Origin of the sequence: Latilactobacillus sp. (assembly GCF_033176295.1) — a bacterium.
Taxonomy (GTDB): domain Bacteria; phylum Bacillota; class Bacilli; order Lactobacillales; family Lactobacillaceae; genus Latilactobacillus; species Latilactobacillus sakei.
The window spans coordinates 37518-62895 of record NZ_JAMQEX010000002.1 but is presented as its reverse complement, the minus strand read 5'-3'; the positions used below and the strand labels follow the sequence as shown (position 1 = coordinate 62895).

Sequence of the window (25378 nt, the reverse complement as noted above, 5' to 3'; positions counted from 1 at the left end):
CAATTTAATTGCGAAAGTCAATGCTTGTGCACTTATTAACGATCATTTCTTCTAAATGACTTTTTGTTGGTAACCTTCAGCCAATTGATTTAATTTTCTTAAACGATGGTTAATCCCTGATTTTGAGATTGCCCCACTCGGCATCTTTTCACCAAGTTCTTTCAAAGTAATGTCCGGAAATTCCAACCGTAATAATGCAATTTCCCGCAGCTTCGCGGGTAAATTATCTAGTCCTACTGAATCCCTTAAATACTCGATATTTTCAATCTGTTTAGCAGCCGCATCAATCGTTTTATTTAAATTGGCTGTTTCACAGTTAACTAACCGGTTCACTGAATTACGCATGTCGCGTACAATTCGAATGTCTTCAAACTTCAACATCGCATTCGTGGCACCAATCACCTGTAAGAAATCAGCAATTTTTTCCGCTTCCTTCAAATAAGTAATATAACCACTGCGGCGAACCGTTGTTTTAGCGTTTAGCCCAAATCTATTCATCATCCGCACAATATCTTGATTGTGTTCTTCGTAGAGTGAATAAATCTCTAAGTGATACCGACTGGTTTCCGGATTATTAACCGAACCACCAGCTAAAAAGGCGCCTCTTAGATATGAGCGCACGCGCTGATCTTCATCAATGATATCCTCTGACACTCGTGTATGAATGGTAAACCCATCTTCAGCAACGATGTTTAAGTCGTTTAAAACGGTATTCGTATCATACTTGAGTCGCACAATATATTGATTGTTTTTCTTTAATTTCATTTTACGGCGAACCAATAACTCTGATTCAACCTGGTAATTTTGCTTTAATAAACTATAAATCCGGCGAGCGATCGCCGGATTTTCTGTCTGCACGTTCAAAACAAATTGATGGTTCATCAAGCTTAATGAACCATTCATTCTGATTAAAGCGGCCAATTCAGCACGTGCATGTTCTGGATGTACTTCGAGTTGCGTTAGCTCTTTTTTTACTTCACTTGCGTATGAAGCCATCCTTATTCACCTCGCTTAGTTGTATTAACCTGAAAGGCAAGATTCATAATTTCACTTGCGACCTTTTGACCATTATGGAAGACGCCATGATTATCGAGCTTTAAGAAATTATCCGAAATCACTCGGCAACCTAGTTGTCTCAGCCCATCAAAGTCATGTTCGACTGGCCATAAAATTTCATCATATTTTTGGTGATCCAAATAATTAGCTGGCACCTGACCAGTATTGACAAGAACTGTGTCCACCACATGTTGCCCTAGATGTTCATTCAAAACCCGGACATGGTCAGCATCTGTGAAGCGCTCGGTCTCGCCTTTTTGAGTCATGATATTACAAATGTAAATAACCTCGGCTTTGGTTTGCTTAACTGCCTCACCAAGATTTTTAATCATTAAATTAGGTAAAATGCTGGTAAATAGGCTTCCTGGACCGAGGACCACCACATCAGCGGCCATGATCGCTGCGACAACTTCTTGAACTGCGGTTGGTTCCTCTTGATCCTCAGGATCTGTCTTGGTCACCCAGACACGCTTAATTTGTTTGCGTGCTGCGGTAATTTCAGATTCACCGGCCAATTCTGTGCCATCTTGGAAAGCTGCATTTAGCGTTAAGGCCACATTAGCGGCTGGGTAAACATGCCCATCGACAGCCATCATTTCTGAAAGTCGTTGGACCGCGTCAAAGATGCCGGATTCCATTTCAGAAAGCGCCGCAATGATTAAATTACCAATTGCATGCCCTGAAAAGAAGGCATCATGTGATTTAAATCTATATTGAAAAATATCGAGCGTTAACTGTGGTAAATCTGATAAAGCCACCAAAACGTTGCGAATATCGCCAGGTGGCACAACGTTAATATAATCTCGAATCACACCAGATGAACCACCATCGTCTGCAACCGTTACAATGGCAGTCGCATCCGCATTTTGTTCACGTAAACTTTTTAGAATAACGGGTAAGCCTGTCCCACCACCAATCACAACCACCTTGGGACGACGACCTTTAATCACCCGGATTATGCGATTAGTAGCTGTCATGAGCGGTTCACCGATTCCTTTCGTTTCTTCATATCACGATGCGTCACATCAACTGGATAGTCAACGGCTAAATCATCCGCTAAACGTTGTGCTAATGCGACTGAGCGATGTTGTCCACCAGTACAGCCGATTGCAATCGTAACACTTGTTTTACCTTCTTTAAGATAACCTGGCATGATACTTTTCAATAGTGCTGTCAATTGTTGATAAAATTTTTCTGTTGCAGGTTGTTCCATAACGTAATCTCGGACTGGTTTATCTAACCCATTTAACGCTTTGAACTCCGCAACATAGTATGGATTAGGCAAGAAGCGCACATCCATCACAATATCAGCATCGATTGGCAACCCATATTTAAATCCAAATGACATCACTTCGATATGAAATGACGGATTATCAGAGGTCTTAAAGACCCGGAAAATCTGTTCCCGTAATTCGCGAGGTGATAACATTGACGTATTAACCACCATCTGAGATTGGTTTCTGATTTCAGTTAGTAATTCACGTTCCTTATGAATCCCATCCATTAAACGACCATTACGCGCAAGTGGGTGCGAACGACGCGTTTCTTTATAGCGAGAAACAAGTTCTTCATCAGAAGCATCTAAGAATAGAATCTTAGTTGTGACAAATTGGGTATTATCAAGCCCGGAAAGCATTTCGATAATCCCATCATAAAAGGCGCGCGAACGTAAATCGATCACTAACGCGATCTTTGTAACCTTACCGGATTCCTTCACTAATTCCCAAAATTTGGGTAATAATGAAGGTGGCATATTATCAACACAGAAATAGCCTAAATCTTCAAAACTCTGCATTGCAACGGTTTTACCCGCACCACTCATCCCAGTAATTACTACTAAATTCAATGTATCTGTCATTAGTCCCCACTCCTCGAATTATCGGTTATTCTATTGTAGCATTCCTGGCGTGTCATTGAAAGCAAACACGGCTATAAACATAAAAAAGTCTAAAACAACTGAATGTTGTTCTAGACTTTTCGCATTTATAAGCGGCGCGCAATTGCAATCACAATCGCATTGACACCAACAATCACAAAGTAAAAACCCAATAAAGTTGTCATTGTTACGGCTGCAACTACTGGATGCATTAATAATAACGAACCAACAATCAACCCTAAAACGTTTAATATGATTGATAGCATATATAAGCCCATGTTAAATTGCTTCAAATGGCTCACATTTAATAGACCAACAACCGCATCTAACAAGAACCAGATTGCAAACATATAACTCATTGTGAAGATACCCGCTGGAATATTAAAGATGAATAATAACCCAATCACAATATCTAAAATAGCATTAATCAACATCACGGTCGCCCGGATACCCGTATCTTGTCTTAACTGGCCGTAAACACTAATTTTAGCCACTCCCCGGATAATTGCAGCCACCGCCACAATGATGACTAAGCCGGATAATGTTGCTTGGGGCTTATTCAATAAGAAATACGCTCCAATTAGGAAAATAATGCCGGTCATTAGTTCTGACCAATCAAAGCGCCAATCATTTCTTCTAAACATCTTACCACCTCTTCCTATCTAATAAATCTATCATACTTTTTTTGGAAGCAATGCTCAATAACTTTAGTAAAAAGAAACCCATCAAAAAAGCTGAGCCTAAAATAGGACTCAGCTTCATGACTATTCTTGTGCCGCTAATGTGCGGGCGGTATCCCGTTCTAAAATTGGTTTCAAGTAGCGCCCCGTATAGCTTTCTGCAACGTTCACTAACGTTTCAGGTGTGCCAGTCGCAACGATGGTGCCACCTTTGTCACCGCCTTCTGGTCCTAAATCAATGATATAATCAGCTGTTTTAATCACATCTAGATTATGTTCGATGACTAAAACCGTGTTGCCTTCATCAACCAACCGTTCTAGTACGCCTAACAACCGTTTGATATCATCCGTATGCAAACCAGTTGTTGGTTCGTCCAAGATATACAAGTTCTTACCTGTTGATTGCTTTTGTAATTCAGAAGCCAATTTCATCCGTTGGGCTTCTCCACCAGATAAGGTTGTTGCCGATTGGCCCAATGTTACATAACCTAAACCAACATCGACGATTGTTTGTAGTTTACGGGCAATCTTAGGAATATTTTCGAAGAATTCAGTTGCTTCAGAAACGGTCATATCCAAAATTTCAGCAATATTCTTGCCTTTGTAAACCACTTCTAAAGTTTCTGAATTATAACGGCTACCATGACAAATTTCACAAGGGACATAGACATCCGGTAAGAAATTCATTTCAATCTTGATAATCCCGTCACCCTTGCAGGCTTCACAGCGACCGCCCTTCACATTAAAACTAAAACGGCCCTTCTTGTAGCCTCGTAACTTCGCTTCATTGGTTTGGGCGAATAAATCACGGACATTATCGAAGACTCCAGTATAAGTGGCTGGATTACTCCGCGGTGTCCGGCCAATTGGACTTTGGTCGATATTAATCAACTTCTCAAGATTTTGATAACCCGTGATAGTCTTATACTGCCCCGGTTTAGCTGAATTACGATTCATCTTTTGCGCAAGGGCCTTCTTCAAAATCGTATTCACTAATGTTGATTTACCCGATCCAGAAACTCCGGTCACGGCGACAAATTCACCTAATGGAAAATCAACCGTTAAATCTTTTAAATTATTTTCAGCAGCGCCAGTTACCCGCACCTTTTTACCATTTCCTTGACGCCGTTTTAATGGTACCGGAATATAATCCTGCCCCGCTAAATAACGGCCTGTTAAGGAATTAGGGTTTTGTTCGACTTCCGTGGGTGTCCCAGCGGCCATCACTTCTCCGCCAAGGTCCCCAGCACCTGGGCCAATATCAATTAGGTAATCGGCTGCTCGCATCGTATCTTCATCATGTTCAACCACGATTAAGGTGTTCCCTAAATCGCGCATCTTCTTCAAAGAACCGATTAACCGGTCATTATCACGTTGATGCAACCCAATTGAAGGTTCGTCTAAGATGTAAAGCACGCCAGATAAGTTCGACCCAATTTGCGTGGCCAAACGAATCCGTTGCGCTTCCCCACCGGAAAGCGTGCCAGCAGAACGACTCAACGTCAAATAGTCTAAGCCGACATTAATCAAGAAAGTTAGGCGGTCATGAACTTCTTTCAAAATGGGTTTCGCAATCACTTGATCTTTTTCAGAAAGTTCAAGGTTATCGAAGAATGGAAGGCCATCTTTGATCGCATTGTCTGAGACTTCAGCGATATCTTGGCCACCGACTTTAACCGCCAAAGCTTGGCGATTTAGTCGCTTCCCGTGACACGTTTGACACGTTAATTCCGTCATATAAGTGCGCATCTGCGTCCGTGTGAAATCACTATTCGTTTCACGATAACGCCGATCAATATTGCTGAGGACCCCTTCAAAAGGCACTTCAACATCGCGAACGCCCCCAAAATCATTTTCATAATGGAAGTGGAATTCTTTGCCTTGTGAGCCGTTTAAGATGATATCTTTTTGACGAGGTGTCAACTTACTGAAAGGACGGTCCATATCAATTTTAAAGGCCGTGCAAGCTTGTTCTAACATTTGTGGGTAGTATTGCGAACTGATTGGGTTCCAAGGTGCAATCGCCCCTTCACGCAATGTTTTACTTGTATCCGGCACAACGAGGTCTGTATCAACTTCTAGTTTTAAGCCCAAACCATCACATTCAGGACAAGCCCCAAATGGCGCGTTAAATGAGAATAGCCGTGGTTCTAATGCCCCAACTGTAAACCCACAGATTGGGCACGCATAATGTTCAGAGAACAAGAGTTGTTCGCCGCCAATTACATCGGCTGTCGCATACCCATCAGATAGTCTCAAGGCTGCTTCAAATGAATCAAATAACCGTGAGCGCACCCCGTCTTTAACGACAATTCGATCAACGACAATATTGATATCATGTTTCTTATTCTTATCTAATTCTAGGTCGGTGCTAACATCCATCACTTCGCCATCCACTTGAACACGCACATAGCCTTCACGTTGAATCTTCTCAAAGATTTTTTTATGTTGCCCTTTTTTGCCACGAACGATTGGTGACATAATTTGGAGTTTAGTCCGCTCCGGTAAAGCCAATACCCGGTCAACCATTTGTTCTACTGATTGGCTACTGATTTCAGTCCCATCGTTGGGACAGATGGGTTGACCAACTCGGGCCCACAATAAGCGGAGATAGTCATTGATTTCAGTGACTGTTCCGACTGTTGAACGTGGATTCTTAGAGGTCGTCTTTTGGTCAATCGAAATCGCTGGACTTAACCCGTCAATTGAATCAACATCCGGTTTATCCATTTGCCCCAAGAACTGACGGGCATATGCTGATAAACTCTCAACATACCGCCGTTGTCCTTCTGCATATAACGTATCAAACGCTAACGAACTCTTCCCAGAACCAGATAATCCAGTGATAACCACCAACTTATCTCTTGGAATCGTAACGTCGATATCCTTTAAATTATGGGCGCGTGCGCCGTGAATTACTATCTTATCATTTGCCATACTTGACCTCTAATCTATTTCACTTTTTAATTCTAGAATGGTATCGCGCAATGTCGCCGCTTGTTCAAAATCAAGTTTCTTAGCTGCTAAGCGCATCTGTTCGGATAGTCGTTCAACCATTTCTAGTTTTTCAGCCTTCGACATGTTCTCTAAATCAATCTCATTGGTCATCTTAATTTCTTCTGGATGTTCAACCGATTGTACCATTGAAATTGCATCCCGAATTGGTTTAATAATCGTCTTCGGTGTGATATTGTGGGCGGCATTATATTCTTCTTGAATTGTCCGTCGACGTTTAGTCTCATCAATTGCGTGGCGCATTGAGTCTGTAATCTTATCGGCATACAACAAGACTTGTCCATTTTCATTACGAGATGCCCGGCCAATGGTTTGGATTAAGGACCGTTCACTACGTAAGAAGCCTTCCTTATCCGCATCTAAAATTGCCACTAAGGACACTTCAGGCACATCAATTCCTTCCCGTAATAAGTTAATCCCAATTAAGACATCGAATTTACCCAGTCGTAAATCACGGATAATTTCCGTTCGTTCCAACGTCTTGACATCACTATGCAAGTACCGGACTTTGATGCCCAGTTCCTTGAGATAATCGGTTAAATCTTCCGACATTTTCTTGGTTAAAGTTGTAATGAAGACCCGTTCGTTCTTTTCAATGCGATCATTGATTTCACCGACTAAATCATCAATCTGACCCATGATTGGTCGCACTTCAATATTAGGATCCAACAGGCCGGTTGGCCGAATAATCTGATCCACTTGAATATCGGTTTGTTCCGCTTCATAAGGCCCTGGTGTGGCCGACACATACATAATTTCATTCACGTGCTCTTCGAATTCTGGCAACGTTAAGGGGCGGTTATCTAACGCACTTGGTAACCGGAAACCATAGTCAATCAACATTTGTTTCCGCGCACGATCACCGTTGTACATCCCCCGAATTTGGGGCATAGTGACATGGGATTCATCAATCATCATGATGGAATCCTTTGGGAAGAAATCTAGCAACGTGTAAGGCGGTTCGCCGGCTTGGCGGTCTTCCATATGGCGTGAGTAATTTTCAATCCCAGAACAATAACCCATCTCTTGCATCATTTCAAGGTCATAGTTTGTCCGTTGTTCAAGACGTTGTGCTTCTAGTAACTTACCCTCGCCTTTTAAAACAGCTAGCCGTTCGGCCAATTCAGCTTTAATACTTTCAATGGCTTTTTCCATTTTTTCATCATTCGTCATAAAATGCGTTGCGGGGAAAATGGCAACGTGTGACCGTTCACCAATCACTTCACCCGTTAAAGCATCCACTTCGACAATTCGATCAATTTCATCGCCAAAAAATTCAACGCGCAGCGCATGATCATCACGAGAAGCTGGGAAAATTTCAACCACATCACCGCGCACTCTAAAGCGCCCCCGTTGAAAATCTATATCGTTACGTTCAAATTGAATATCAACTAACTGACGTAATAGGTCGTTACGTTCAACTTCCATTCCTGGACGCAGTGACAAGACGTGATTTTGGTATTCACGTGGATCCCCTAACCCAAAGATACAAGAAACAGAGGCCACAACAATCACATCGTTGCGTTCTAATAACGAACTCGTCGCTGAATGCCGTAGTTTATCGATTTCATCATTAATACTCGAATCTTTTTCGATATACGTATCACTGGAAGGCACATAGGCTTCTGGTTGGTAGTAATCATAATAACTCACGAAATATTCAACCGCATTGTTAGGAAAAAACTGCTTAAATTCCGCGTACAGTTGACCGGCCAATGTCTTATTATGCGAAATAATCAACGTTGGTTTGTTGAGATTCTTAATCACGTTGGACATTGTAAAAGTTTTCCCGGTCCCAGTAGCGCCCATCAAGACCTGTGCCTTAGCACCTGCCTCAAAATTCTTCGTTAAGGTTTCAATTGCAGCAGGTTGATCGCCAGCAGGTTCATATGGTGCGACTAAGTCAAATAGGTTATCGTTCTGTCTATCAATCATGAATTGCCTCCAGTGCCGTTTTATTGCGATAAAAGAAGCGCCTGATACAAAACGGGGTTTTGTACCAGACACCTTCTTAAATGACGCATTTGTAAGTTGTCAGTGATCATCTGCGCGTGGTGATTAAGCCACTGAACAGATGCCCTCTTTTTTATCAATTACCATTCTAACATACCGAACGTATTTTCGCCACACTAGTGAACTAGCCTAGTTTGACAACGTTTGACGGACCAATTGCGTCAGCTTACCACGATCGGCAAAATCCTCACTCAACAGGTCTGGCAGCATTTTTCGGATGAAATATTGCGCACTAGCTAGATTTTGATATTGCATAATGGTTTTTAAACTTTCCGCGAAAATTTCCAAAAAGGCATTCTCTGGATTCCCCTTTTCAATCTCACCAAATGATTCATAAAGCAAGTCAATCTTATCAGCGACTGCCAACAATTGGCCTTCCAAGGTTTCGTCTTTCCCTTCACTCAAACGCCGTTTATAGCGTTCTTGTAAAAAGCCGGGAATTTCATTATTAATGAAATTATCCGTTAAAGAACTTTCGACATTGGCTAACATTGCCCGTAACTCATGGGTCGCATATTTAACGGGCGTTTTGATGTCCCCAATAAAACGCTCCGTATAATCGTGATTCAACGCTCGCTCGTACAAAACTTGCCAATTAATGGTTTGACCATTTTCTTCTTCGATATCCCCTAGTAACTGCGCAATCTCGCAAACCTTAAAAGAATGTGCTGCGACGGAATGTTCCTGGTACTTAAATAAGCCTGGTGCCCGGTTTAGTGTCTCCAAATTATTTAACCCTTGCAAATACTGATGCATACCCATTCGAAAAAAGCCTCCATTCTTACAAAAATAGACCGACTAACGATATAGTCCGCCTATTTGTTGCACTTATTATAGATAAATTCCGCGTCAATGTAAAATAGTAACCCTTTTTATGAGGATTTTGTTATTTAACAAGGGCTTGGATTGCTTTTTCAAAGTTAGCTAATTTCAAATCAGCCGTTGCTTCATCGTCAGCACAAGTCCCAACGTAGAATTTAACCTTAGGTTCTGTGCCACTTGGCCGAATTGCGATCCATGTGCCATCTTCTAAGTGATATTTCAAAACGTTTGATGTTGGTAAATTGATTGGTTCAGTGTGACCATCAGCAAATGTTTGCGTTTGTGTTTGGAAGTCTTCTGCTGAAGCGACTTTGATGCCGGCAAAATCAACAGGACTTTCTTCACGACATTTAACCATTAAGTCAGCCATTTGTTGTGGGCCGTTGACGCCTTCAAAATCAATCGCTGTCGTTTGTTCAGCATAGTAGCCATATTCAGCGTATAGTTCTTGAATACCGTCGTACAACGTCTTACCGTTTGATTTGTAATAAGCTGCAACTTCAGCTAATAGGACCAGCGTTTGGATGGCATCCTTATCACGGACAAATGGTTTAACTAAGTAACCGTAACTTTCTTCAAAACCAAACATGAAGGTATTTTCGTTTGTATCTTCAAAATGTTGGATTTGTTCTGCAATAAACTTGAAGCCTGTTAAGACGTCAATCATTTTAACATTATAACTAGCAGCAATCTTTGTTGCTAATTCTGTTGAAACGATTGATTTAACCGCAGCAGCGTTTGCTGGCAATGTGCCTGCATCTTTACTTGCTTGTAAAATATAGCGAAGTAAAACAGATGCGATTTGGTTCCCTGTCATTAATTGGTAGCTACCATCTGGTTGGCGTACGGCGGCCCCAAGACGATCGGCATCTGGATCAGTCGCAATTAAAAGGTCTGCTTTTTGCGATTTTCCAAGTTCGATAGCCATATCAAAAGTTTGCGGAAATTCTGGGTTAGGGAATGGTGTTGTTGCAAATTCTGGATCAGCAACGGCTTGTTCAGCCACCATTGTGAATTGTTCGAAGCCAGCTTGACGTAAAGCGCGTTCGCCAAGGACTTTCCCAGTACCATGAAGTGGTGTGTAAATTAATGACATTGTTTTACCAACAGTATCCACTAATTCTTGGTTGATCGTTACTTTTTTAACTTCTGCTAAATAAGCTTGATCGACATTTTCGCCAATTAAAGCCATGATGCCGGCTTCGCGTAAGGCCATTTCATCAGCAACTTCAATTGCAAATAGGTCTGATACCTGACGGATGTAGCTTGTAATCATATCAGATTCCTTAGGTGGCATTTGAGCGCCATCTTCGCCGTAAATCTTGTAGCCGTTGTATTGCTTAGGATTGTGGCTAGCGGTAATCATGATTCCTGCATAAGTATGTAGGTGACGGACCGTAAATGATAATTCAGGTGTTGGACGCAAAGCATCAAAAACGAATGTTGGAATTTGATGTTGGCCTAAAACGCGTGCTGCTTCGTGTGCAAAAGTTTCTGATTGGTAACGTGAATCAAAACTAATCGCAACCCCACGTTTTTTAGTTGCTTCTGGTAAAGTTTCCATGAATTGGGCAAGGCCTTCTGTTGCTTGACGAACTGTATAAATATTCATGCAGTTAATCCCAGGGCCTAAGAGACCACGCATACCAGCTGTCCCGAATTCCATTGGCACACTGAAGGCTTTTTCAAGCGCTTCTTCATCGTTTGCCATATTGTCTAAAGCTTCTCTTAAAGGTAAGTCCATTTTTGTTTGATTATTCCAAATTGCATAATTATCTTGCCAGCTCATTTTGTAACCCCCACATTTGTTATAAAATCTCACTGTAATTATAGCATATATCAAACGCTTTCCCTAGGGCATCAAGTGTTAAGAAACTTAAAAAAAGCACCGATCCATTTTTTATGGACCGGCGCTTTCATTGGTATAGCTCATTTAAACGTTCTTTAAATACTTTGAATATATTTGAAGACTTCTTGGCCAGCTATGCCGCCGTCACCGACTGCTGTTGTGATTTGACGTAAGTCTTTTTCACGAACATCGCCGATTGCAAAGATTCCAGGGACACTGGTTGCCATGTGGTCGTCTGTTTTAACCCAACCGGCTTCCGTTAAAATACCTAGGTCTTTGAAAGCACTTGTCATTGGGTCAATACCAACGTAGATGAAGACACCACTTGCTGGTACTCCTTTAGTTTCGCCACTTTCCTTATCAACATAAGTAACAGCAGCTACTTTTTTATCATCGCCTTCAATCGTTTTAACTTGTGCATTCCAGACAAAAGCCATCTTATCGTTAACAAATGCGCGATCTTGTAAAATCTTTTGCGCACGTAGTTGATCACGACGGTGAATGACCGTTACTTTGCTAGCTAATTGTGTTAAATAAAGGCCTTCTTCAATCGCTGAGTCACCGCCACCGATGACAACGACTTCCTTGTTCTTGAAGAACGCACCATCACAGACGGCACAGTATGAGACCCCGCGGCCACCATATTCGTCTTCGCCAGGAATGCCAACCTTCTTATGTTCAGAACCCGTTGCGATAATCACTGCCCGTGCTTGGAAGTCACCTTCATCCGTGTGGACTAACTTAAACTCACCTTTATCTTCGATACTATTAACGGTGCCATAACCGTATTCAGCACCAAATTGTGTGGCACTCGCATACATTTTTTCGCCCAATTCGGGGCCCAAAATTGACTTAAAGCCAGGATAGTTTTCGACCTCTGCCGTATTATTCATTTGACCACCATAAATCCCCCGGTCCAACATTAAAACAGATAGGTTCGAACGTGATGCATAAAGCGCCGCGGTCATCCCGCCGGGGCCAGCACCGATTACAATTACATCATAACTTTTAGCCATTTTGCATAATCTCCTTACTTTTATCAAGTTACTTCTAATAGAGTGTATCTTACCCGTTATTAAAAAAAAAGTCCACCAAACTGTTTGCCCAGTTAGTGAACTTTCTACATTTATAGTTAACCTTTAATTTGCTTTAATTCTTGCAATAATTCAGTGGCTTCAGCTTCAAAATCTGCGTCGTCACTTTGTAAGTAAGCTTTCGCTAATTGATAGCTCTCTTGCATCTGCCCTAAAAAAGCGTACGCCGTTGCTAAAAAATACTGTAATTCCGGATGTGTCTGGTAATTGACGCTTGGAATTTCTTCCAATGCAATCACAGCACCGCGGTAATTACCGACCGATTCTAAACAAATTGCTAATTGGCAGACCACAAAGATATAATCGTCTTTTGTTTTTGCCAGTGACTTAGAGCGTTGTAGACAAGTAAGGGCTTTTTCATAATGAAATCGCTCAAATGCCTGCATGCCTCTATCAAAATAAAATTCACAAGTTGGTCTTACAGATACCAAATCGCCCATAAAGTAATCGGTTCTCCTTTAGTCAATTTATCAGCCTATGTCATCATAACATATTCGTTTTGCAGATGCGATACCTGTTTAAAATGATGGCGTTTTTATCAATTGAATTAATTAGTCTCTATTTAAAATCAATTTCTGGTTTACCAGAACGTTGCATCAAATTGCCAATTTCGGTGCGAATATCACAACCGCGATAAAGGACGTTGTAAATTGCGTTTGTAATTGGCATATCAACTGAGCGTTGTTGTGCTAATTCATAAGCGGCCTTACATGTTGCGACCCCTTCAACAACCATGCCCATATTTTCTAGAACATCATCTAACTTTTGACCTTCGCCTAAAGCATTCCCTGTTCGCCAGTTACGTGAATGCACACTGGTCCCAGTGACGATGAGATCGCCGACACCAGATAAACCGATGAACGTTAATGGGTTAGCACCCATGGCAACCCCTAAACGAGAAATTTCGGCTAGGCCTCGTGTCATTAAAGCAGCCTTCGTGTTATCGCCATAACCCAAGCCATGTAATGCACCTGCGCCTAAAGCAATTACGTTTTTCAAAGCCGCCCCCATTTCAACACCAATGACATCCGTATTCGTGTAAAGGCGGAAGTAATCATTCATGAAGATTTCTTGAATCCATTGGACTTGCACTAAATCAGTTGAAGCAGCCGTTAAAGTGGTAATATCCTTCATCGCAACATCTTCAGCGTGACTAGGACCTGATAAGACGACGATTCCATTGCGGACATCGGCTGGAATAGTTTCAGTTAAAGCTTCTGAAATTCGTTTATGACTCCCTTGTTCCAACCCCTTTGAGGCAGTGACAATCACGGGTTTCACCCCTTTGGCTTCTAGCACTGGCACGATTTGTGCTGCCACTTGGCGAATGACTTGCGTTGGAATAACGAATAAAACAACGTCCACCGCTTCAAACGCTTCGTTTAAATCTAAAGTTGCGTGTAAGCGTGGGTCAATCTTGAATTCGGGTAAATAATGCTTGTTAGTGTGTTGTTCGTTAATCTCTGCTACTTTCTCAGGATCATTCCCCCATAATTCAACGTGGTGGCCATTTTCTACTAATAGGTTGGCTAAAATTGTGCCCCATGAACCGGCACCTAAAACTGCAACATTAACTGTCATTAATCCTAATTCTCCTTTTATTTAACTGCTGAACGCAGTGTATTACCTTCTAAGTAGTCGGGTAACGGCTGTTGTTTACGCCGCCAGATCCACAGCCCAATCGCGCCAAAGAATAACACAAGTGATAGAATCTGTGACACACGTAATGGCCCGATAAATAAACTATCGGTCCGCATCCCTTCCACGAAAAAGCGGCCAAAGGCGTACCAAGCAACATAGCTCAATAAAATCTCACCTTGTTTAAACCAGCCTTGACGATGACGGACACTCATAATGATTATAAACCCTAAAACATTCCAAGTCGATTCATATAAGAAAGTTGGTTGGCGATAAGCCCCATCAATCAACATCTGTTCGGTTACCCAATTGGGCAAATGAAGCGTCTGTAGGAAGTGCAACGTCGTCTTAGCCCCGAAGGCCTCTTGGTTCATAAAATTCCCCCAGCGGCCGATTGCTTGGGCAATCATGACCGTTGGGGCCGCGATATCCAAAACCAACCATGGCGACAAGAAATGCTTATGACAATAGATAATGAACACGATTGTTGCGGCAATTAAACCACCATATATCGCAATCCCACCGTGCCAGATTTTAATAATCTCACTTGGATTGGCTTGGTAATAGGACCATTCAAAAATGACGTAATACAGCCGCGCCCCGATCAAGGCAAACGGTAAGGCCCATAAAATTAAATTCAAAATATCATCTTCACTGACATTGCGGCGCTTAGCTTCGCGCAAGGCCAACACGACGGCCAATACGACACCACTAGCAATGATCACGCCGTACCAATGAATTGCCAACGGCCCTAATTGTAGGGCAATCGGATTTAAAACACTTAATATTAGGTTCACGATAATCGCTCCTCATATTCAATTAAAAAAACTAGACTGAGTACTATCCTGTCTTTATAACAGTATAGCTCAATCTAGTCAGATGACCTACTATATTAAGGTACTTTTAACGTTTAAATTAGTTTTCGTCGTCAGAATTAGATTCGATTAACTTACCTAAGTTCGCTTCGAAAGTCTTCGTTGCATCATAGCCCATTGATTTGGCTCTAAAGTTCATCGCTGCAACTTCAATGATGATGGCCAAGTTACGCCCAACCTTAACGGGCACCGTGATCTTAGGTACCGGCACATCGAAAATCATTTGTTCTTCTGTATCGGAACCAAGACGATCGTACTTCTTATCTTGTGACCAGTTTTGTAAATGAACAATCAATGAAATTGATGTATCAGCCCTTACAGCACCGGCCCCAAAGAGGTTCATAACATCGATAATGCCAATTCCCCGAATTTCAAGTAAGTGCCGTAAAATCATTGGTGCTTCACCAACAACCGTCCGTTCATCTTGTTGGTACACATCAACCCGATCATCGGCGATTAAACGGTGGCCCCGTTTAACCAATTCAAGTGCAGTTTCACTCTTCCCGACACCAGAATCACCTGTGATGAGCACCCCTAAGCCATAGATATCGACAAGCACGCCATGCATTGAGCGCCGTTCAGCCAATTGGCCGTCTAAATAATCCGTCACTAAACTTGAAAGACGCGTTGTTGATAGATTTGACCCTAACACTGGAATACCGGATTCTTCAGCTGCTTGTAACATTTCCTTAGGTGGTTCTAAACTACGCGAAATTAAGAAACAAGGCGTATTTTCAGAAGCCATTCGCCGCATAATCATTAAGCGTTCTTCCGCCGTCATATTTTGCGTAAAAGAAACTTCCGTCATCCCAAATAATTGAATTCGTTCGTATGGGTAATAATTAAAATAACCAGTTAATTCGAGTCCCGGACGAGAGATATCACTCAACGTCACTGTTTTCTCTTTTAAATGAGCTTCCCCTGAGTACACTTGTAACTTAAGGTCCGTCACTAATCTTTCCATTGAAACACTATCCGCCATGATATACCGTCCTTCTTCTACTCTTATACGTACTATCATATTGCTTTTAGATACATTTTTCAACATTAATGTAGGCGTTTTCTTAAATTAATCTAAAAATAAAGCCTGTCATCAAATTTCTGATGCAGGCTTTATCATTAATAACGCTCTCTGCTAAATTGATTGCCAATGATCGTATTGGCAATTGATAGGATGAACGCCACGATAATCGCCGCGCCTAATCCAGAAAAGCCAAACGTCACGTTCGGGAAGGTGCTCCCTGAACTGACGAAGATTGACGTTAATTCCAACATAATCCCGTTAATCACTAAGCTGAAAAGGCCGAGTGTTAAAAACGTAATTGGAAATGAGAGAATATGCAAAATCGGTTTTACTAACACGTTTAAAATTGATAAGACAATACTTGCCACTAAGGCAACCAAAATCCCGTCAACATGAAATAGGCTTGGTAGTAAGCCCGAAATTGCGATAAATAAAATTGTATTCACTAAAACACGGGTCCAATAGCGCATTAAAAATCACTCCAGTTGTCATCATCGACTTTCACATCACGTGCTTCCTTACGGCCCCGAGCATCGCTCGGTTGGCTGTAATAAGCTTGATGTTGTTGTGCATGGTAATGGTGACGTGGTTTATTATGACCGACAATTAAGCGGTAAATGAGCCAGATCACTAGTAACGGAATCGCGAACTTGAAGAGAATCATCACTGAACCAATCAAGACGCCCATTACCGTAATGGCGAGAATAATCGCCAAGATTGGGACTAGGATTAATAGAAAAGGCACTAATATTCACTCCATTCATCGTGAGAATCGCGACGCGTTTGACTTGGCCGTTCCGGAATAACGAGGGCCAAGATAATATAGACGACAATCCCTGGGAAAGCTGCTGAGAAGATTGAGAACAAACAGTAGAGCACTCGAACCAATGTCGCGTCAACATTGAAGTATTCTGCTATCCCACCCATTACACCGGAAATCATCCGGTTATCTCTTGATTTATATAATCTCTTTTGTGCCATTATTCAGAAACCACCATTCATTATTTTTTAGTTTTCTTTGTCTTTTAATAAGATATTACCAGTTGTCGTGCCTAATGTTAATTGGGCTGCTTGCATATCTTCGTTGCGGGCTAATTGTAACATTTGGCTCCCTGTACTTTGGTGTTGATCAACCGTTTGCGTATTGGCTAAACGATTTTTGATCATCCCAAAACGTGTCCGCGCTTCAAGTGTGAAGCCAATTGTTTGTGGTAAGGCTAACTTAACCGTACCATTAACCGACTTAGCTTTCAAATGCTGTAACTGATTATCGTTGAAAGAAGCTTTGATATCACCGTTAACCGTTGAAACACTACTATTTAGCACTTGGGCTTTCATCACGATATTACCGTTGACAGTTGTCCCTAGAATATCTTCATAATGGCCATCAGTAACCGTAATGCCACCGTTGACGTTTTCTGCTTCTAACATTGCGACATTCGTACTGTTCAATGTTAATTGACCATTTGTCGTTTTAAGGTATAAATCACGACCTGTAAACCCATCTAATGCAATATCGCCATTTAATAACTTAACGTTAGTTTGTAAGTAATTATTAGCAGGTAGATAGAATGTTAAGTCCGCCTGAATGCGTTTGTTAGGCACTTGGAAGACCAAATCAGCATCGGTGACATTGATATTGCTGCGGGCTTCAAAAGCTTCGCGAGCTGTTGGTTCACCCATCTTACCGTAAAGTTTGACTTGGGCCACGACTTTAATTTCGGGTTGATCCCAAATCTTGAAATCGACATTCCCATTGGCTACTTTGACGTTAATCATCTCTGGTGTCACGTCTGAGTAAATAAATTCATGCGTGAATTTCTCGGTTGCCAAACCTGGTACCTTGAAGTTAACTTCTTTCCAGTCAACGTTATCCATCACGTTTTTAGCAGTTTCCTTCATGAATTTACCAAGATGTAGGCTTGCTTCGCCTAAACGACCGCTGATTTCATCGAATGTTTCACTAGCATTTTCTTTCCAATCATCTGAAAGGCCTAGCTTTTCAGACCATTGATTTTTCGCCATCTGCCGACGTTGCTTTTCAATTTGATTTAATTCTTCCGTTAATGTTTGCCGTTGTTCTTCCAAGTCATCAATTTGAGCTTGGTTTTGTAAAACAGCTGCTTTGAGTGTATGACGTTCAGCCGCCTTTTCACTTGTCAGACTATCTAAATCTTCCATCGTATCCAGCACAGTCACTTGTTCTTGATCAGCTTGAATTTTTTGCTTCAAGTCTTGTAATTGACGGTTAACACCCGATAGCGCAATGGTTAATTCCCTGGCGCGTTCTTCAACAAGCGCGCGTTGGTCAGTTTCTGGTGCCGATTCTTGTTTGTTATCATCAACATCCGGGACTTCTGGTTCTGCTGACATTTTAGTTGCATTTGTATTTTGATCGTTTTTAGCTAAATTTTCTAATAAGATTAAGGCTTCTGAAGATGTTAATACACCTTGGTTCACTAAGTCTAAAATTCTTTGACGTTCATTCATTGTTATGACCTCCATTGGTTTAAATGATGACCTCTATATCTGTCACACTTGACTATGGTTCTATTATGCCCATTTTAATTGGAAATGTCATAGGTCCAAAGGTTGATTTTTATTTAGGTACTCCGAGCGATAACTAATTGCGGCACATAAAAAGGACCGGGTAACTAGCCCCGGTCCTTTACTGCATTAGATTCTAGCTTTTAATTGTGCCAACATATCCTTGGTCATTGCTTCTAAATCATATTACGGTTTAAAATCCCATTCCGCTTGAGCACAGCTGGCGTCAATGCTATTAGGCCATGAATCGGCAATCGCTTGACGCACTGGATCAACGGCGTAAGTCATTTCAAAATCTGGCATTTCTTTTTGAATCGCGGCTTTAATTTGTTCTGGTTCAAAAGACATCGCCGTAATATTAAAGGCGTTGCGATGAACCAGGCGCTCTGGATCGGCATTCATCAGTTTAATGATGGCCCCGATAGCATCTGGCATATACATCATATCCATATAAGTGCATTCTTTAATGAATGATTCATAATGGCCATTGCGTAAAGCCTCATAGTAGATATCAACCGCATAATCGGTCGTGCCACCGCCTGGCAACGTCTTATAAGAAATCAAACCCGGGAAACGAACGCCCCGTGTATCAACGCCATATTTAGTATGGTAGTAATCACAGAGTAATTCACCAGAGACTTTCGTTACGCCATACATCGTTGTTGGTCGTTGGATCGTATCTTGTGGTGTATTATCTTTAGGTGTACTAGGGCCAAATGCGCCAATTGAACTTGGTGTAAAGAATTTCAAATCTAATTCCCGGGCCACTTCCAATGCATTAACGAGACCGGTCATATTTAACTGCCAAGCAAATTGTGGCCGTTCTTCAGCCACTGCTGACAGTAATGCCGCTAAGTGAATAAGTGTATCGACTTGATAATCGGTCGCAATTTTAAGCATTCGATCATAATCCGTTACATCTAATACTTCAAACGGACCACTTTCAACCGTTTCGTTATGGTCTGGTCGCCGAATATCCGTTGCAATCACACTATCGACACCGTTTTGGGCTCTCAATTGGGCCACTAATTCTGATCCGATTTGTCCTAAACAACCCGTTACCATCACTTTATGCATGTTAGTTCCTCCTTTGAATTTAGATAATCCCTAGTTCACGACCTACTTTTTCATACACCGTCACTGCTTCATCCAGCATTGCTTTGGTATGAGTAGCACTTGGCATGTTACGAATCCGCCCAGTTCCCAGCGGGACGGTTGGGAATACGATTGGTTTGGCATAGACACCATTTGCAACCAAGGCTTGCGAGAATTTTTGAGTTAATTGTTCATCGCCTAAAATTACCGGTGTAATTGGCGTTTCCGATTTTGCGACTTTAAAGCCCACCGCTTTTAATTTAGCCTTGAAGTAATCGGCATTCTCCCACAACTGATCCACATATTCGGGGTGCGCCATGATTAAATCTAACGCCGTAATACAAGCAGCCGCTGCACCAGGTGTTAATGACGTTGAAAAAAGAAATGGCCGGCCACGAACCTTCAACCAATCGATTAATGCTTGAGTCCCCACAACATAACCACCGACAACGCCGATTGCTTTTGAGAGGGTCCCCATTTGGAAATCAATCTTGTCTTGTAAGCCAAAATGTTTAACGGTGCCCTTTCCATGCCCCATCACACCAGAGCCATGCGCATCATCAACGTAAGTAATCAGTTGATACTTCTCAGCGATTTTAACCGCTTCGGGTAAATTAGCCACATCACCATCCATTGAAAAGACACCATCGGTAACGTACATCACTTTTTCATAAAGACCACTTTCGGTTGCAGCCTTTGCTTTTTCTTCTAAATCTGCCATATCTTGATGCTTGATACGAATGATTTTCGCCCCTGATAGCCGGCACCCATCGATAATTGACGCGTGATTTAATTCATCTGAAAGAATCGCATCATTCTTAGTCATGACTACTGAAATCGCGCCCATATTACAATTGAAACCAGATCGTTCTTTTTATCTAAATTAACAAAGCGCTATTTAACGGGGTCAATTATAAGAAGGTCATTAAAAAAGCCCGTCCGAATTATGATAATTCGGACGGGCTTTTTTAATTTGAAAACAATTGCTTAAACGATCTTACCGGGGTAAGGTTCGCCCGCTACAAATTGGAAATCTAAGGTTTCTAATTCATTAATATCTGTTACACACTTGCTAATCCCTTTAGCTAACATTAAGTTAATCGGATTTTCTTGCAAATCATCTTCACAAACAAATACGATTGGTGTATGGCTTGCATTAAGGTAACCGACTTCAAAAGCGGTCCCCGTATCTTCATCAGCCATATCCCATAAGACAACCGCCAAATCCGCTAAGTCCATTGCGGTAATGTCATTTTGATAAGTTTGATTGGCCCATTCGTAACCACCGAATAAACCATGAGGATCATTATCTTCAGTGACATCTTTGTATTGATGTTCTTGCGGACTATGGATATAGCCAACGGTCGGATTAGCAGCCAACGCTTTATGGGCGCGCGCCACCATATCTGCTTGTTTAGGGGTGAACCAGCCACCTGCTAAGTAAATTTGTTTTTGCATTATTACGACTCCTCTTTATTAAACATTAAAAAGGGGTGGGACAAAATTGCTTTTGTCTACCGCCCCTTTTTTCGATTGGCGAATATGATTTTTTTAACGTGCTTTTTTAGTCTAGTTTCCGCCGCTTAACCCTACTGAGCAGACTTAAACGCACTCTCTTCTTAAACGTGTTTTATCAGCCATATTCTATGCTAATCCTCAGAATATATCCGGCTGGTACAACACTCTTTTAAAATTCGTCTTCTTTGTCGTTTGAATTTAATTCGACGACTTTACCGGTTCTTAAGTAAACAATCCATTCACAGATGTTTGTGACGTAATCACCAATTCGTTCCAAGTAACTGGCAACAAGCATGTAATCCATGCTGCCAACAACTGTTTCTGAATCACGTTGCATTTCTTTAACACAGTCATCGTAAATGTTTTCCGAATAAGCGTTAATTGCTGTATCTTCTTCAGCAATGGCAATTGCTCGGCGCCGGTCCTCTTTAACGTAGGCATCCAAGACTTCTTCTACCATTTGTTTTACTTTGTCGGCCATATCTGCAATATCTTTTTCAATATCTGGTACACGGGTATTGCCCTTCACACGAATCGTTGATTTAGCGATTGATACCGCGTGATCGCCCATTCGTTCCAAATCAGAACTAGCCTTCATGATGGTTACGATAATTCGTAAATCAGTCGATACGGGTTGTTGAAGTGCAATTAATTCGAAACTCTTACGTTCCAAATCCGTTTCCCGTTCATTAATCTTGTGATCATCGGCAATCACTTCTCTTGCTAATTGCTTATCGTGATTAATGAAGGCTTTAACAGATTTATAGATGGCTTCATTGACCATCATGCCCATTTCGGAAAAACGAACGTGCAGTTCATTCAATTCATCTTCAAAAAGTCTACGCATGCTATTCCCTTCTTTCTTAGCCAAAACGGCCACTGATATAATCTTCCGTTTCTTTTTCGGTTGGGTTTAAGAAGATTTTCTTCGTTGGTGCATATTCAATTAATTCACCTTGTAAAAAGAATGCTGTCTTATCCGAAATACGAGAAGCCTGATGCATATTATGCGTCACCATTATAATGGTATACTGTTGGCGCAATTCTAGCAACATATTTTCGATTTTTGTACTCGAAATTGGGTCCAGTGCGGATGTTGGTTCGTCCATTAAGATCACTTTAGGCTTAACAGCAAGTACCCGGGCGATGCAGACCCGTTGTTGTTGCCCACCTGAAAGTGACAAAGCACTTTCGTGGAGCTTATCTTTCACGTCATCCCAAACGGCAGCTTGTTTCAAACTGGTTTCAACTGCTTCGTCCAAAACGCGGTGATCCTTCACGCCTGATAAACGTAACCCGTAAACAACATTATCGTAAATTGAAAATGGGAATGGATTAGGTTGTTGGAAAACCATCCCAACTTCCTTCCGTAATTTAACGGTATCCATCTCAGGCGCATAAATATCCTGACCATTAAGCAAAAACTTGCCCGTCACCGTTGCGGAATCAATCAAATCGTTCATCCGGTTTAAACACCGCAGATACGTTGACTTACCACAACCAGAAGGCCCAATTAACGCCGTAATTTCATTTTCTGCAAAATCCATATTAATGCCTTTTAAGGCCTCATTTTTACCATAGAACAAATGAACATCTGAGGATTCAATAATTTTATTCGCCAACTGGCAAACCTCCTTGTATGCTAGCCGAAATGACCAGACACATAATCTTCTGCCGCTTTAATCTTAGGCCGGGTAAACATCTTCCGGGTTTCATCAAATTCAAGCGCGTGCCCTGAATGGAAAAAGGCTGTGTAATCACTAATCCGCGCTGCTTGTTGCATGTTATGCGTCACAATGACAATTGTATATTGTTCTTTCAAGCGAATTAACGTTTCTTCAACGGTGTTTGTTGAGATGGGATCCAAAGCCGAAGCCGGTTCATCCATCAATAGAATATCAGGTTTCATCGCGATTGCGCGTGCGATACAAAGCCGTTGTTGTTGCCCGCCTGATAAAGCCAAGGCACTCTTATTTAATGAATCTTTCACTTGATCCCAAAGTGCAGCTTGTTTCAGCGTTGTTTCGACGATTTCATCAAGGTACTTTTTATCTTTTTGACCATGTTGTTTCAAGGCAAACGTAATGTTATCGTAAATGGATTTAGCAAACGGATTAGGGCGTTGGAAAACCATCCCAATATGTTCGCGCATCTTATAAACGTCAACTTCATCACTATTGATATCAACATCCCGATACATAATCTTCCCGGTCACACGAGTATTAGCGATATTATCGTTCATCCGGTTTAAACTCCGGAGATACGTTGATTTACCTGAGCCAGAAGCCCCAATTAACGCCGTAATCCGATAACGTTCAAATTGTAATGACGCATCGTGCATCGCGCGTTTGTCACCATAGTAGACGTTTAAGTCTTCAGTTGACAACGCAATTTCATGTTTAGGTCCTGCTAATTTTTTGATATGTGTTTTTGTTAAATCATAATCTGCCATAAACTTCTCCTATGCTGCTGTCATTTTGCGGTAAACGCGCTTGCCGATTACCCGTGCTAACCAGTTGAATAATAGGACAGCGATAATCAAGACGGCCGATGCACCAGCTGAAACAGCTGTCGCATCCGGCATAATGCCTTCAGAATTAATCTTCCAAATATGCACAGCCAATGTTTCAGCTGGACGCATTGGATTCAAAGGACTTGCGATATACGTTGGATTCCAGTTCGTGAAATCTAATGAAGGCGCACTTTGACCTGCTGTGTAAATTAAAGCAGCGGCTTCACCGAAAATCCGGCCGGCTCCTAAAATCATCCCAGTAATAATATTGGGTAACGCTTCAGGAATAATGACGTGTTTAACTGTTTCATAACGTGATAAACCAAGCGCAAGGCCCGCTTCACGTTGGGTAAAGTGAATTGATTTCAAAGCATCTTCAACGTTCCGTGTTAACAATGGTAAGTTAAAGACGGTTAAGGCCAAGGCCCCAGCTAAAATTGAAAAGCCTAATTTAAATTGAATAACGAAGACTAAGAAACCAAACAAACCAACCACGACTGATGGTAAAGAGCTTAAAACTTCAATTGCCGTCCGGACGACATTTGTCACCCAGTTTTTAGGCGCGTATTCAGCGAGGTAAATCCCAGCACCAATTGAAAGTGGTACGGAAATCACCATCGCAATTACCAATAGGTAGAATGAATTAAAGAGTTGAACGCCAATCCCGCCGCCTTTTGTAAAGGTTGACGCTGGGTTCGTCAAGAATTGCCAAGTCACATGCGGTAACCCACGAATTAAGATATAACCTAGTAAACTTGCCAATAATAAAACAATTAAGCCAGCGATTAGTGTTAAAACGCCGGTTGCAACTTTATCCCATTTTTTTGCATCCATTAGCGACCCATTGCTCCCTTCCGACCAATTAAACGAACTAATAAGTTAAATAATAGTGACATTAATAATAAGAGCAGTGCCAATGACCATAAGGCGTTATTGGCAAGTGAGCCCATAACGGTGTTCCCAATTCCCATTGTCAAGACACTGGTTAATGTTGAGGCTGGTGAAATCAAGTTATGTGGCATTAAGGCCGCATTCCCGATCACCATTTGAACGGCAAGTGCTTCACCAAACGCCCGTGCCATCCCGAAGACAACCCCGGTTAAAATCCCTGGTGTCGCTGCTTTTAAAACAACCTTCCAAGTTGTTTGCCAACGCGTTGCCCCTAGCGCCAATGATGCTTCCCGATAGTGCCGTGGCACACTCTTCAAAGCGTCGACGGTCATTGAAGTCACCGTTGGTAAAATCATGATGAACAACACACAGGTTCCGGCTAAAATCCCAAAACCACTGCCGCCAAAGATATGGCGCATTGTTGGGACAACTACTGATAACCCGATAAAACCATAAACAACAGATGGAATCCCAACCAGTAATTCCATAACAGGTTGTAAAATCTTTTCCCCCCGTTTAGGTGAAATTTCTGTCATGAAAATCCCGGCGCCAATGGCAAATGGTGTTGCCAATAAGGCTGCCAAGAACGTCACGCCAAACGAGCCCATAATCATTGGGAGCGCCCCAACTTCTGGCCGACCATGACTATCCTTAAGACTTGGATTCCAATCGCTTTGCGTTAAAAAGCGCCATAGGCTGACCTTATCCTTAAAGAAGGTTGCGAGTCCTTTAGAAGCCACAAAGTAAAAAATAGCCAGAACGATAAAAACGATTAAACTGATACACAATAAACTGATTAATTTTCCACGGCTTTCGGTTTTCGCCGCCCGTGATTTTTTCAGTAAACTTGCCTTAATTGGATCCATTTTTGCC

At 41.8% G+C, this 25378-nt stretch carries 23 protein-coding genes and 2 pseudogenes; all 25 read right to left on the bottom strand.

Features of this window, described 5'->3' with window-relative positions; genetic code table 11:
- Positions 1-51: 51 nt before the first annotated feature.
- The 25 genes and pseudogenes from whiA to pstC all read right to left on the bottom strand — a co-directional run bounded on the left by whiA (position 52) and on the right by pstC (position 25371).
- Entirely contained in the window at positions 52-996 is a 945-nt protein-coding gene (whiA, locus tag NDN60_RS01740) for a DNA-binding protein WhiA (protein WP_011374236.1), read from the bottom strand.
- Positions 997-998: 2 nt separating this feature from the next.
- Positions 999-2033 (bottom strand): gluconeogenesis factor YvcK family protein, encoded by a 1035-nt coding sequence (locus NDN60_RS01735; RefSeq protein ID WP_099947265.1) that lies wholly within the window; start codon positions 2031-2033, stop codon positions 999-1001.
- Entirely contained in the window at positions 2030-2914 is an 885-nt protein-coding gene (rapZ, locus tag NDN60_RS01730; protein WP_011374234.1) for an RNase adapter RapZ, read from the bottom strand. The genes NDN60_RS01735 and rapZ overlap by 4 nt, the downstream gene beginning before the upstream one ends.
- A gap of 125 nt (positions 2915-3039) precedes the next feature.
- Entirely contained in the window at positions 3040-3576 is a 537-nt protein-coding gene (locus tag NDN60_RS01725) for an HdeD family acid-resistance protein (protein ID WP_056948812.1), read from the bottom strand.
- A gap of 120 nt (positions 3577-3696) precedes the next feature.
- Positions 3697-6549, bottom strand: a complete 2853-nt coding sequence (gene uvrA / locus NDN60_RS01720) for an excinuclease ABC subunit UvrA (RefSeq protein WP_056948814.1) — start codon at positions 6547-6549, stop codon at positions 3697-3699.
- A 9-nt stretch (positions 6550-6558) separates the two neighbouring features.
- Positions 6559-8562, bottom strand: a complete 2004-nt coding sequence (gene uvrB / locus NDN60_RS01715) for an excinuclease ABC subunit UvrB (RefSeq protein WP_056948816.1) — start codon at positions 8560-8562, stop codon at positions 6559-6561.
- A 207-nt stretch (positions 8563-8769) separates the two neighbouring features.
- The gene (locus tag NDN60_RS01710; RefSeq protein ID WP_056948818.1) at positions 8770-9402 is read right to left on the bottom strand and encodes a YfbR-like 5'-deoxynucleotidase; all 633 of its coding nucleotides are present in this window, start codon (positions 9400-9402) and stop codon (positions 8770-8772) included.
- Between the two features lie 124 nt (positions 9403-9526).
- Positions 9527-11251 (bottom strand): phospho-sugar mutase, encoded by a 1725-nt coding sequence (locus NDN60_RS01705; RefSeq protein WP_011374229.1) that lies wholly within the window; start codon positions 11249-11251, stop codon positions 9527-9529.
- Between the two features lie 155 nt (positions 11252-11406).
- Positions 11407-12327, bottom strand: a complete 921-nt coding sequence (trxB, locus tag NDN60_RS01700) for a thioredoxin-disulfide reductase (protein WP_011374228.1) — start codon at positions 12325-12327, stop codon at positions 11407-11409.
- 116 nt (positions 12328-12443) lie between these two features.
- Positions 12444-12791: a hypothetical protein gene (locus NDN60_RS01695; protein ID WP_099712946.1), complete on the bottom strand. Its 348-nt coding sequence runs from the start codon at positions 12789-12791 to the stop codon at positions 12444-12446.
- A gap of 172 nt (positions 12792-12963) precedes the next feature.
- Positions 12964-13986: an NAD(P)H-dependent glycerol-3-phosphate dehydrogenase gene (locus NDN60_RS01690; RefSeq protein ID WP_056948819.1), complete on the bottom strand. Its 1023-nt coding sequence runs from the start codon at positions 13984-13986 to the stop codon at positions 12964-12966.
- 17 nt (positions 13987-14003) lie between these two features.
- Positions 14004-14831 (bottom strand): prolipoprotein diacylglyceryl transferase, encoded by an 828-nt coding sequence (gene lgt, locus NDN60_RS01685; protein ID WP_056948877.1) that lies wholly within the window; start codon positions 14829-14831, stop codon positions 14004-14006.
- A gap of 127 nt (positions 14832-14958) precedes the next feature.
- Positions 14959-15900 carry an HPr(Ser) kinase/phosphatase gene (gene hprK, locus NDN60_RS01680; RefSeq protein WP_016264738.1) on the bottom strand — a complete coding sequence of 314 codons (942 nt, stop codon included), beginning with the start codon at positions 15898-15900 and terminating at the stop codon, positions 14959-14961.
- 137 nt (positions 15901-16037) lie between these two features.
- On the bottom strand, positions 16038-16412 hold the full coding sequence (locus tag NDN60_RS01675; protein ID WP_056948822.1) for a phage holin family protein: 375 nt from the start codon (positions 16410-16412) through the stop codon (positions 16038-16040).
- Positions 16412-16687 carry a hypothetical protein gene (locus tag NDN60_RS01670; protein WP_056948824.1) on the bottom strand — a complete coding sequence of 92 codons (276 nt, stop codon included), beginning with the start codon at positions 16685-16687 and terminating at the stop codon, positions 16412-16414. Before NDN60_RS01670 ends, NDN60_RS01675 begins: the two co-directional genes overlap by 1 nt.
- Positions 16687-16923: a PspC domain-containing protein gene (locus NDN60_RS01665; RefSeq protein WP_016264736.1), complete on the bottom strand. Its 237-nt coding sequence runs from the start codon at positions 16921-16923 to the stop codon at positions 16687-16689. The genes NDN60_RS01670 and NDN60_RS01665 overlap by 1 nt, the downstream gene beginning before the upstream one ends.
- Before the next feature lie 27 nt (positions 16924-16950).
- On the bottom strand, positions 16951-18432 hold the full coding sequence (gene liaX, locus NDN60_RS01660; RefSeq protein WP_056948826.1) for a daptomycin-sensing surface protein LiaX: 1482 nt from the start codon (positions 18430-18432) through the stop codon (positions 16951-16953).
- A 246-nt stretch (positions 18433-18678) separates the two neighbouring features.
- Positions 18679-19566: pseudogene (locus NDN60_RS01655) on the bottom strand (L-threonine 3-dehydrogenase); the annotation flags it as partial.
- Positions 19567-19585: 19 nt separating this feature from the next.
- A pseudogene (locus NDN60_RS01650) lies at positions 19586-20452 on the bottom strand (aminotransferase class I/II-fold pyridoxal phosphate-dependent enzyme); the annotation flags it as partial.
- 119 nt (positions 20453-20571) lie between these two features.
- A complete protein-coding gene (locus NDN60_RS01645; protein WP_056948830.1) occupies positions 20572-21042 on the bottom strand; it encodes a nucleoside 2-deoxyribosyltransferase in 471 nt (156 codons plus the stop codon).
- A gap of 229 nt (positions 21043-21271) precedes the next feature.
- Positions 21272-21949, bottom strand: a complete 678-nt coding sequence (gene phoU, locus NDN60_RS01640; protein WP_011374215.1) for a phosphate signaling complex protein PhoU — start codon at positions 21947-21949, stop codon at positions 21272-21274.
- Positions 21950-21965: 16 nt separating this feature from the next.
- Positions 21966-22724 (bottom strand): phosphate ABC transporter ATP-binding protein PstB, encoded by a 759-nt coding sequence (gene pstB / locus NDN60_RS01635; protein WP_011374214.1) that lies wholly within the window; start codon positions 22722-22724, stop codon positions 21966-21968.
- Positions 22725-22744: 20 nt separating this feature from the next.
- On the bottom strand, positions 22745-23554 hold the full coding sequence (pstB, locus tag NDN60_RS01630) for a phosphate ABC transporter ATP-binding protein PstB (protein ID WP_099947625.1): 810 nt from the start codon (positions 23552-23554) through the stop codon (positions 22745-22747).
- Positions 23555-23563: 9 nt separating this feature from the next.
- Positions 23564-24448 carry a phosphate ABC transporter permease PstA gene (pstA, locus tag NDN60_RS01625; RefSeq protein ID WP_016264731.1) on the bottom strand — a complete coding sequence of 295 codons (885 nt, stop codon included), beginning with the start codon at positions 24446-24448 and terminating at the stop codon, positions 23564-23566.
- Complete coding sequence (gene pstC / locus NDN60_RS01620) at positions 24448-25371, bottom strand: phosphate ABC transporter permease subunit PstC (RefSeq protein ID WP_011374211.1); 924 nt, start codon at positions 25369-25371, stop codon at positions 24448-24450. Before pstC ends, pstA begins: the two co-directional genes overlap by 1 nt.
- Between the last annotated feature and the right edge of the window lie 7 nt (positions 25372-25378).

Coding starts and splice junctions, on each gene's coding strand:
- hprK (WP_016264738.1), bottom strand. CDS start 15,900: ATGGCGGATAGTGTTTCAATGGAAAGATTAGTGACGGACCTTAAGTTA.
- phoU (WP_011374215.1), bottom strand. CDS start 21,949: ATGCGTAGACTTTTTGAAGATGAATTGAATGAACTGCACGTTCGTTTT.
- NDN60_RS01690 (WP_056948819.1), bottom strand. CDS start 13,986: ATGACAGTTAATGTTGCAGTTTTAGGTGCCGGTTCATGGGGCACAATT.
- pstB (WP_099947625.1), bottom strand. CDS start 23,554: ATGGCAGATTATGATTTAACAAAAACACATATCAAAAAATTAGCAGGA.
- NDN60_RS01710 (WP_056948818.1), bottom strand. CDS start 9,402: ATGGGTATGCATCAGTATTTGCAAGGGTTAAATAATTTGGAGACACTA.
- liaX (WP_056948826.1), bottom strand. CDS start 18,432: ATGAATGAACGTCAAAGAATTTTAGACTTAGTGAACCAAGGTGTATTA.
- rapZ (WP_011374234.1), bottom strand. CDS start 2,914: ATGACAGATACATTGAATTTAGTAGTAATTACTGGGATGAGTGGTGCG.
- NDN60_RS01675 (WP_056948822.1), bottom strand. CDS start 16,412: ATGCGCTATTGGACCCGTGTTTTAGTGAATACAATTTTATTTATCGCA.
- NDN60_RS01705 (WP_011374229.1), bottom strand. CDS start 11,251: ATGAGCTGGCAAGATAATTATGCAATTTGGAATAATCAAACAAAAATG.
- NDN60_RS01735 (WP_099947265.1), bottom strand. CDS start 2,033: ATGACAGCTACTAATCGCATAATCCGGGTGATTAAAGGTCGTCGTCCC.
- NDN60_RS01645 (WP_056948830.1), bottom strand. CDS start 21,042: ATGCAAAAACAAATTTACTTAGCAGGTGGCTGGTTCACCCCTAAACAA.
- NDN60_RS01695 (WP_099712946.1), bottom strand. CDS start 12,791: ATGCAGGCATTTGAGCGATTTCATTATGAAAAAGCCCTTACTTGTCTA.
- whiA (WP_011374236.1), bottom strand. CDS start 996: ATGGCTTCATACGCAAGTGAAGTAAAAAAAGAGCTAACGCAACTCGAA.
- uvrB (WP_056948816.1), bottom strand. CDS start 8,562: ATGATTGATAGACAGAACGATAACCTATTTGACTTAGTCGCACCATAT.
- uvrA (WP_056948814.1), bottom strand. CDS start 6,549: ATGGCAAATGATAAGATAGTAATTCACGGCGCACGCGCCCATAATTTA.
- pstA (WP_016264731.1), bottom strand. CDS start 24,448: ATGGATGCAAAAAAATGGGATAAAGTTGCAACCGGCGTTTTAACACTA.
- NDN60_RS01725 (WP_056948812.1), bottom strand. CDS start 3,576: ATGTTTAGAAGAAATGATTGGCGCTTTGATTGGTCAGAACTAATGACC.
- trxB (WP_011374228.1), bottom strand. CDS start 12,327: ATGGCTAAAAGTTATGATGTAATTGTAATCGGTGCTGGCCCCGGCGGG.
- NDN60_RS01665 (WP_016264736.1), bottom strand. CDS start 16,923: ATGGCACAAAAGAGATTATATAAATCAAGAGATAACCGGATGATTTCC.
- pstC (WP_011374211.1), bottom strand. CDS start 25,371: ATGGATCCAATTAAGGCAAGTTTACTGAAAAAATCACGGGCGGCGAAA.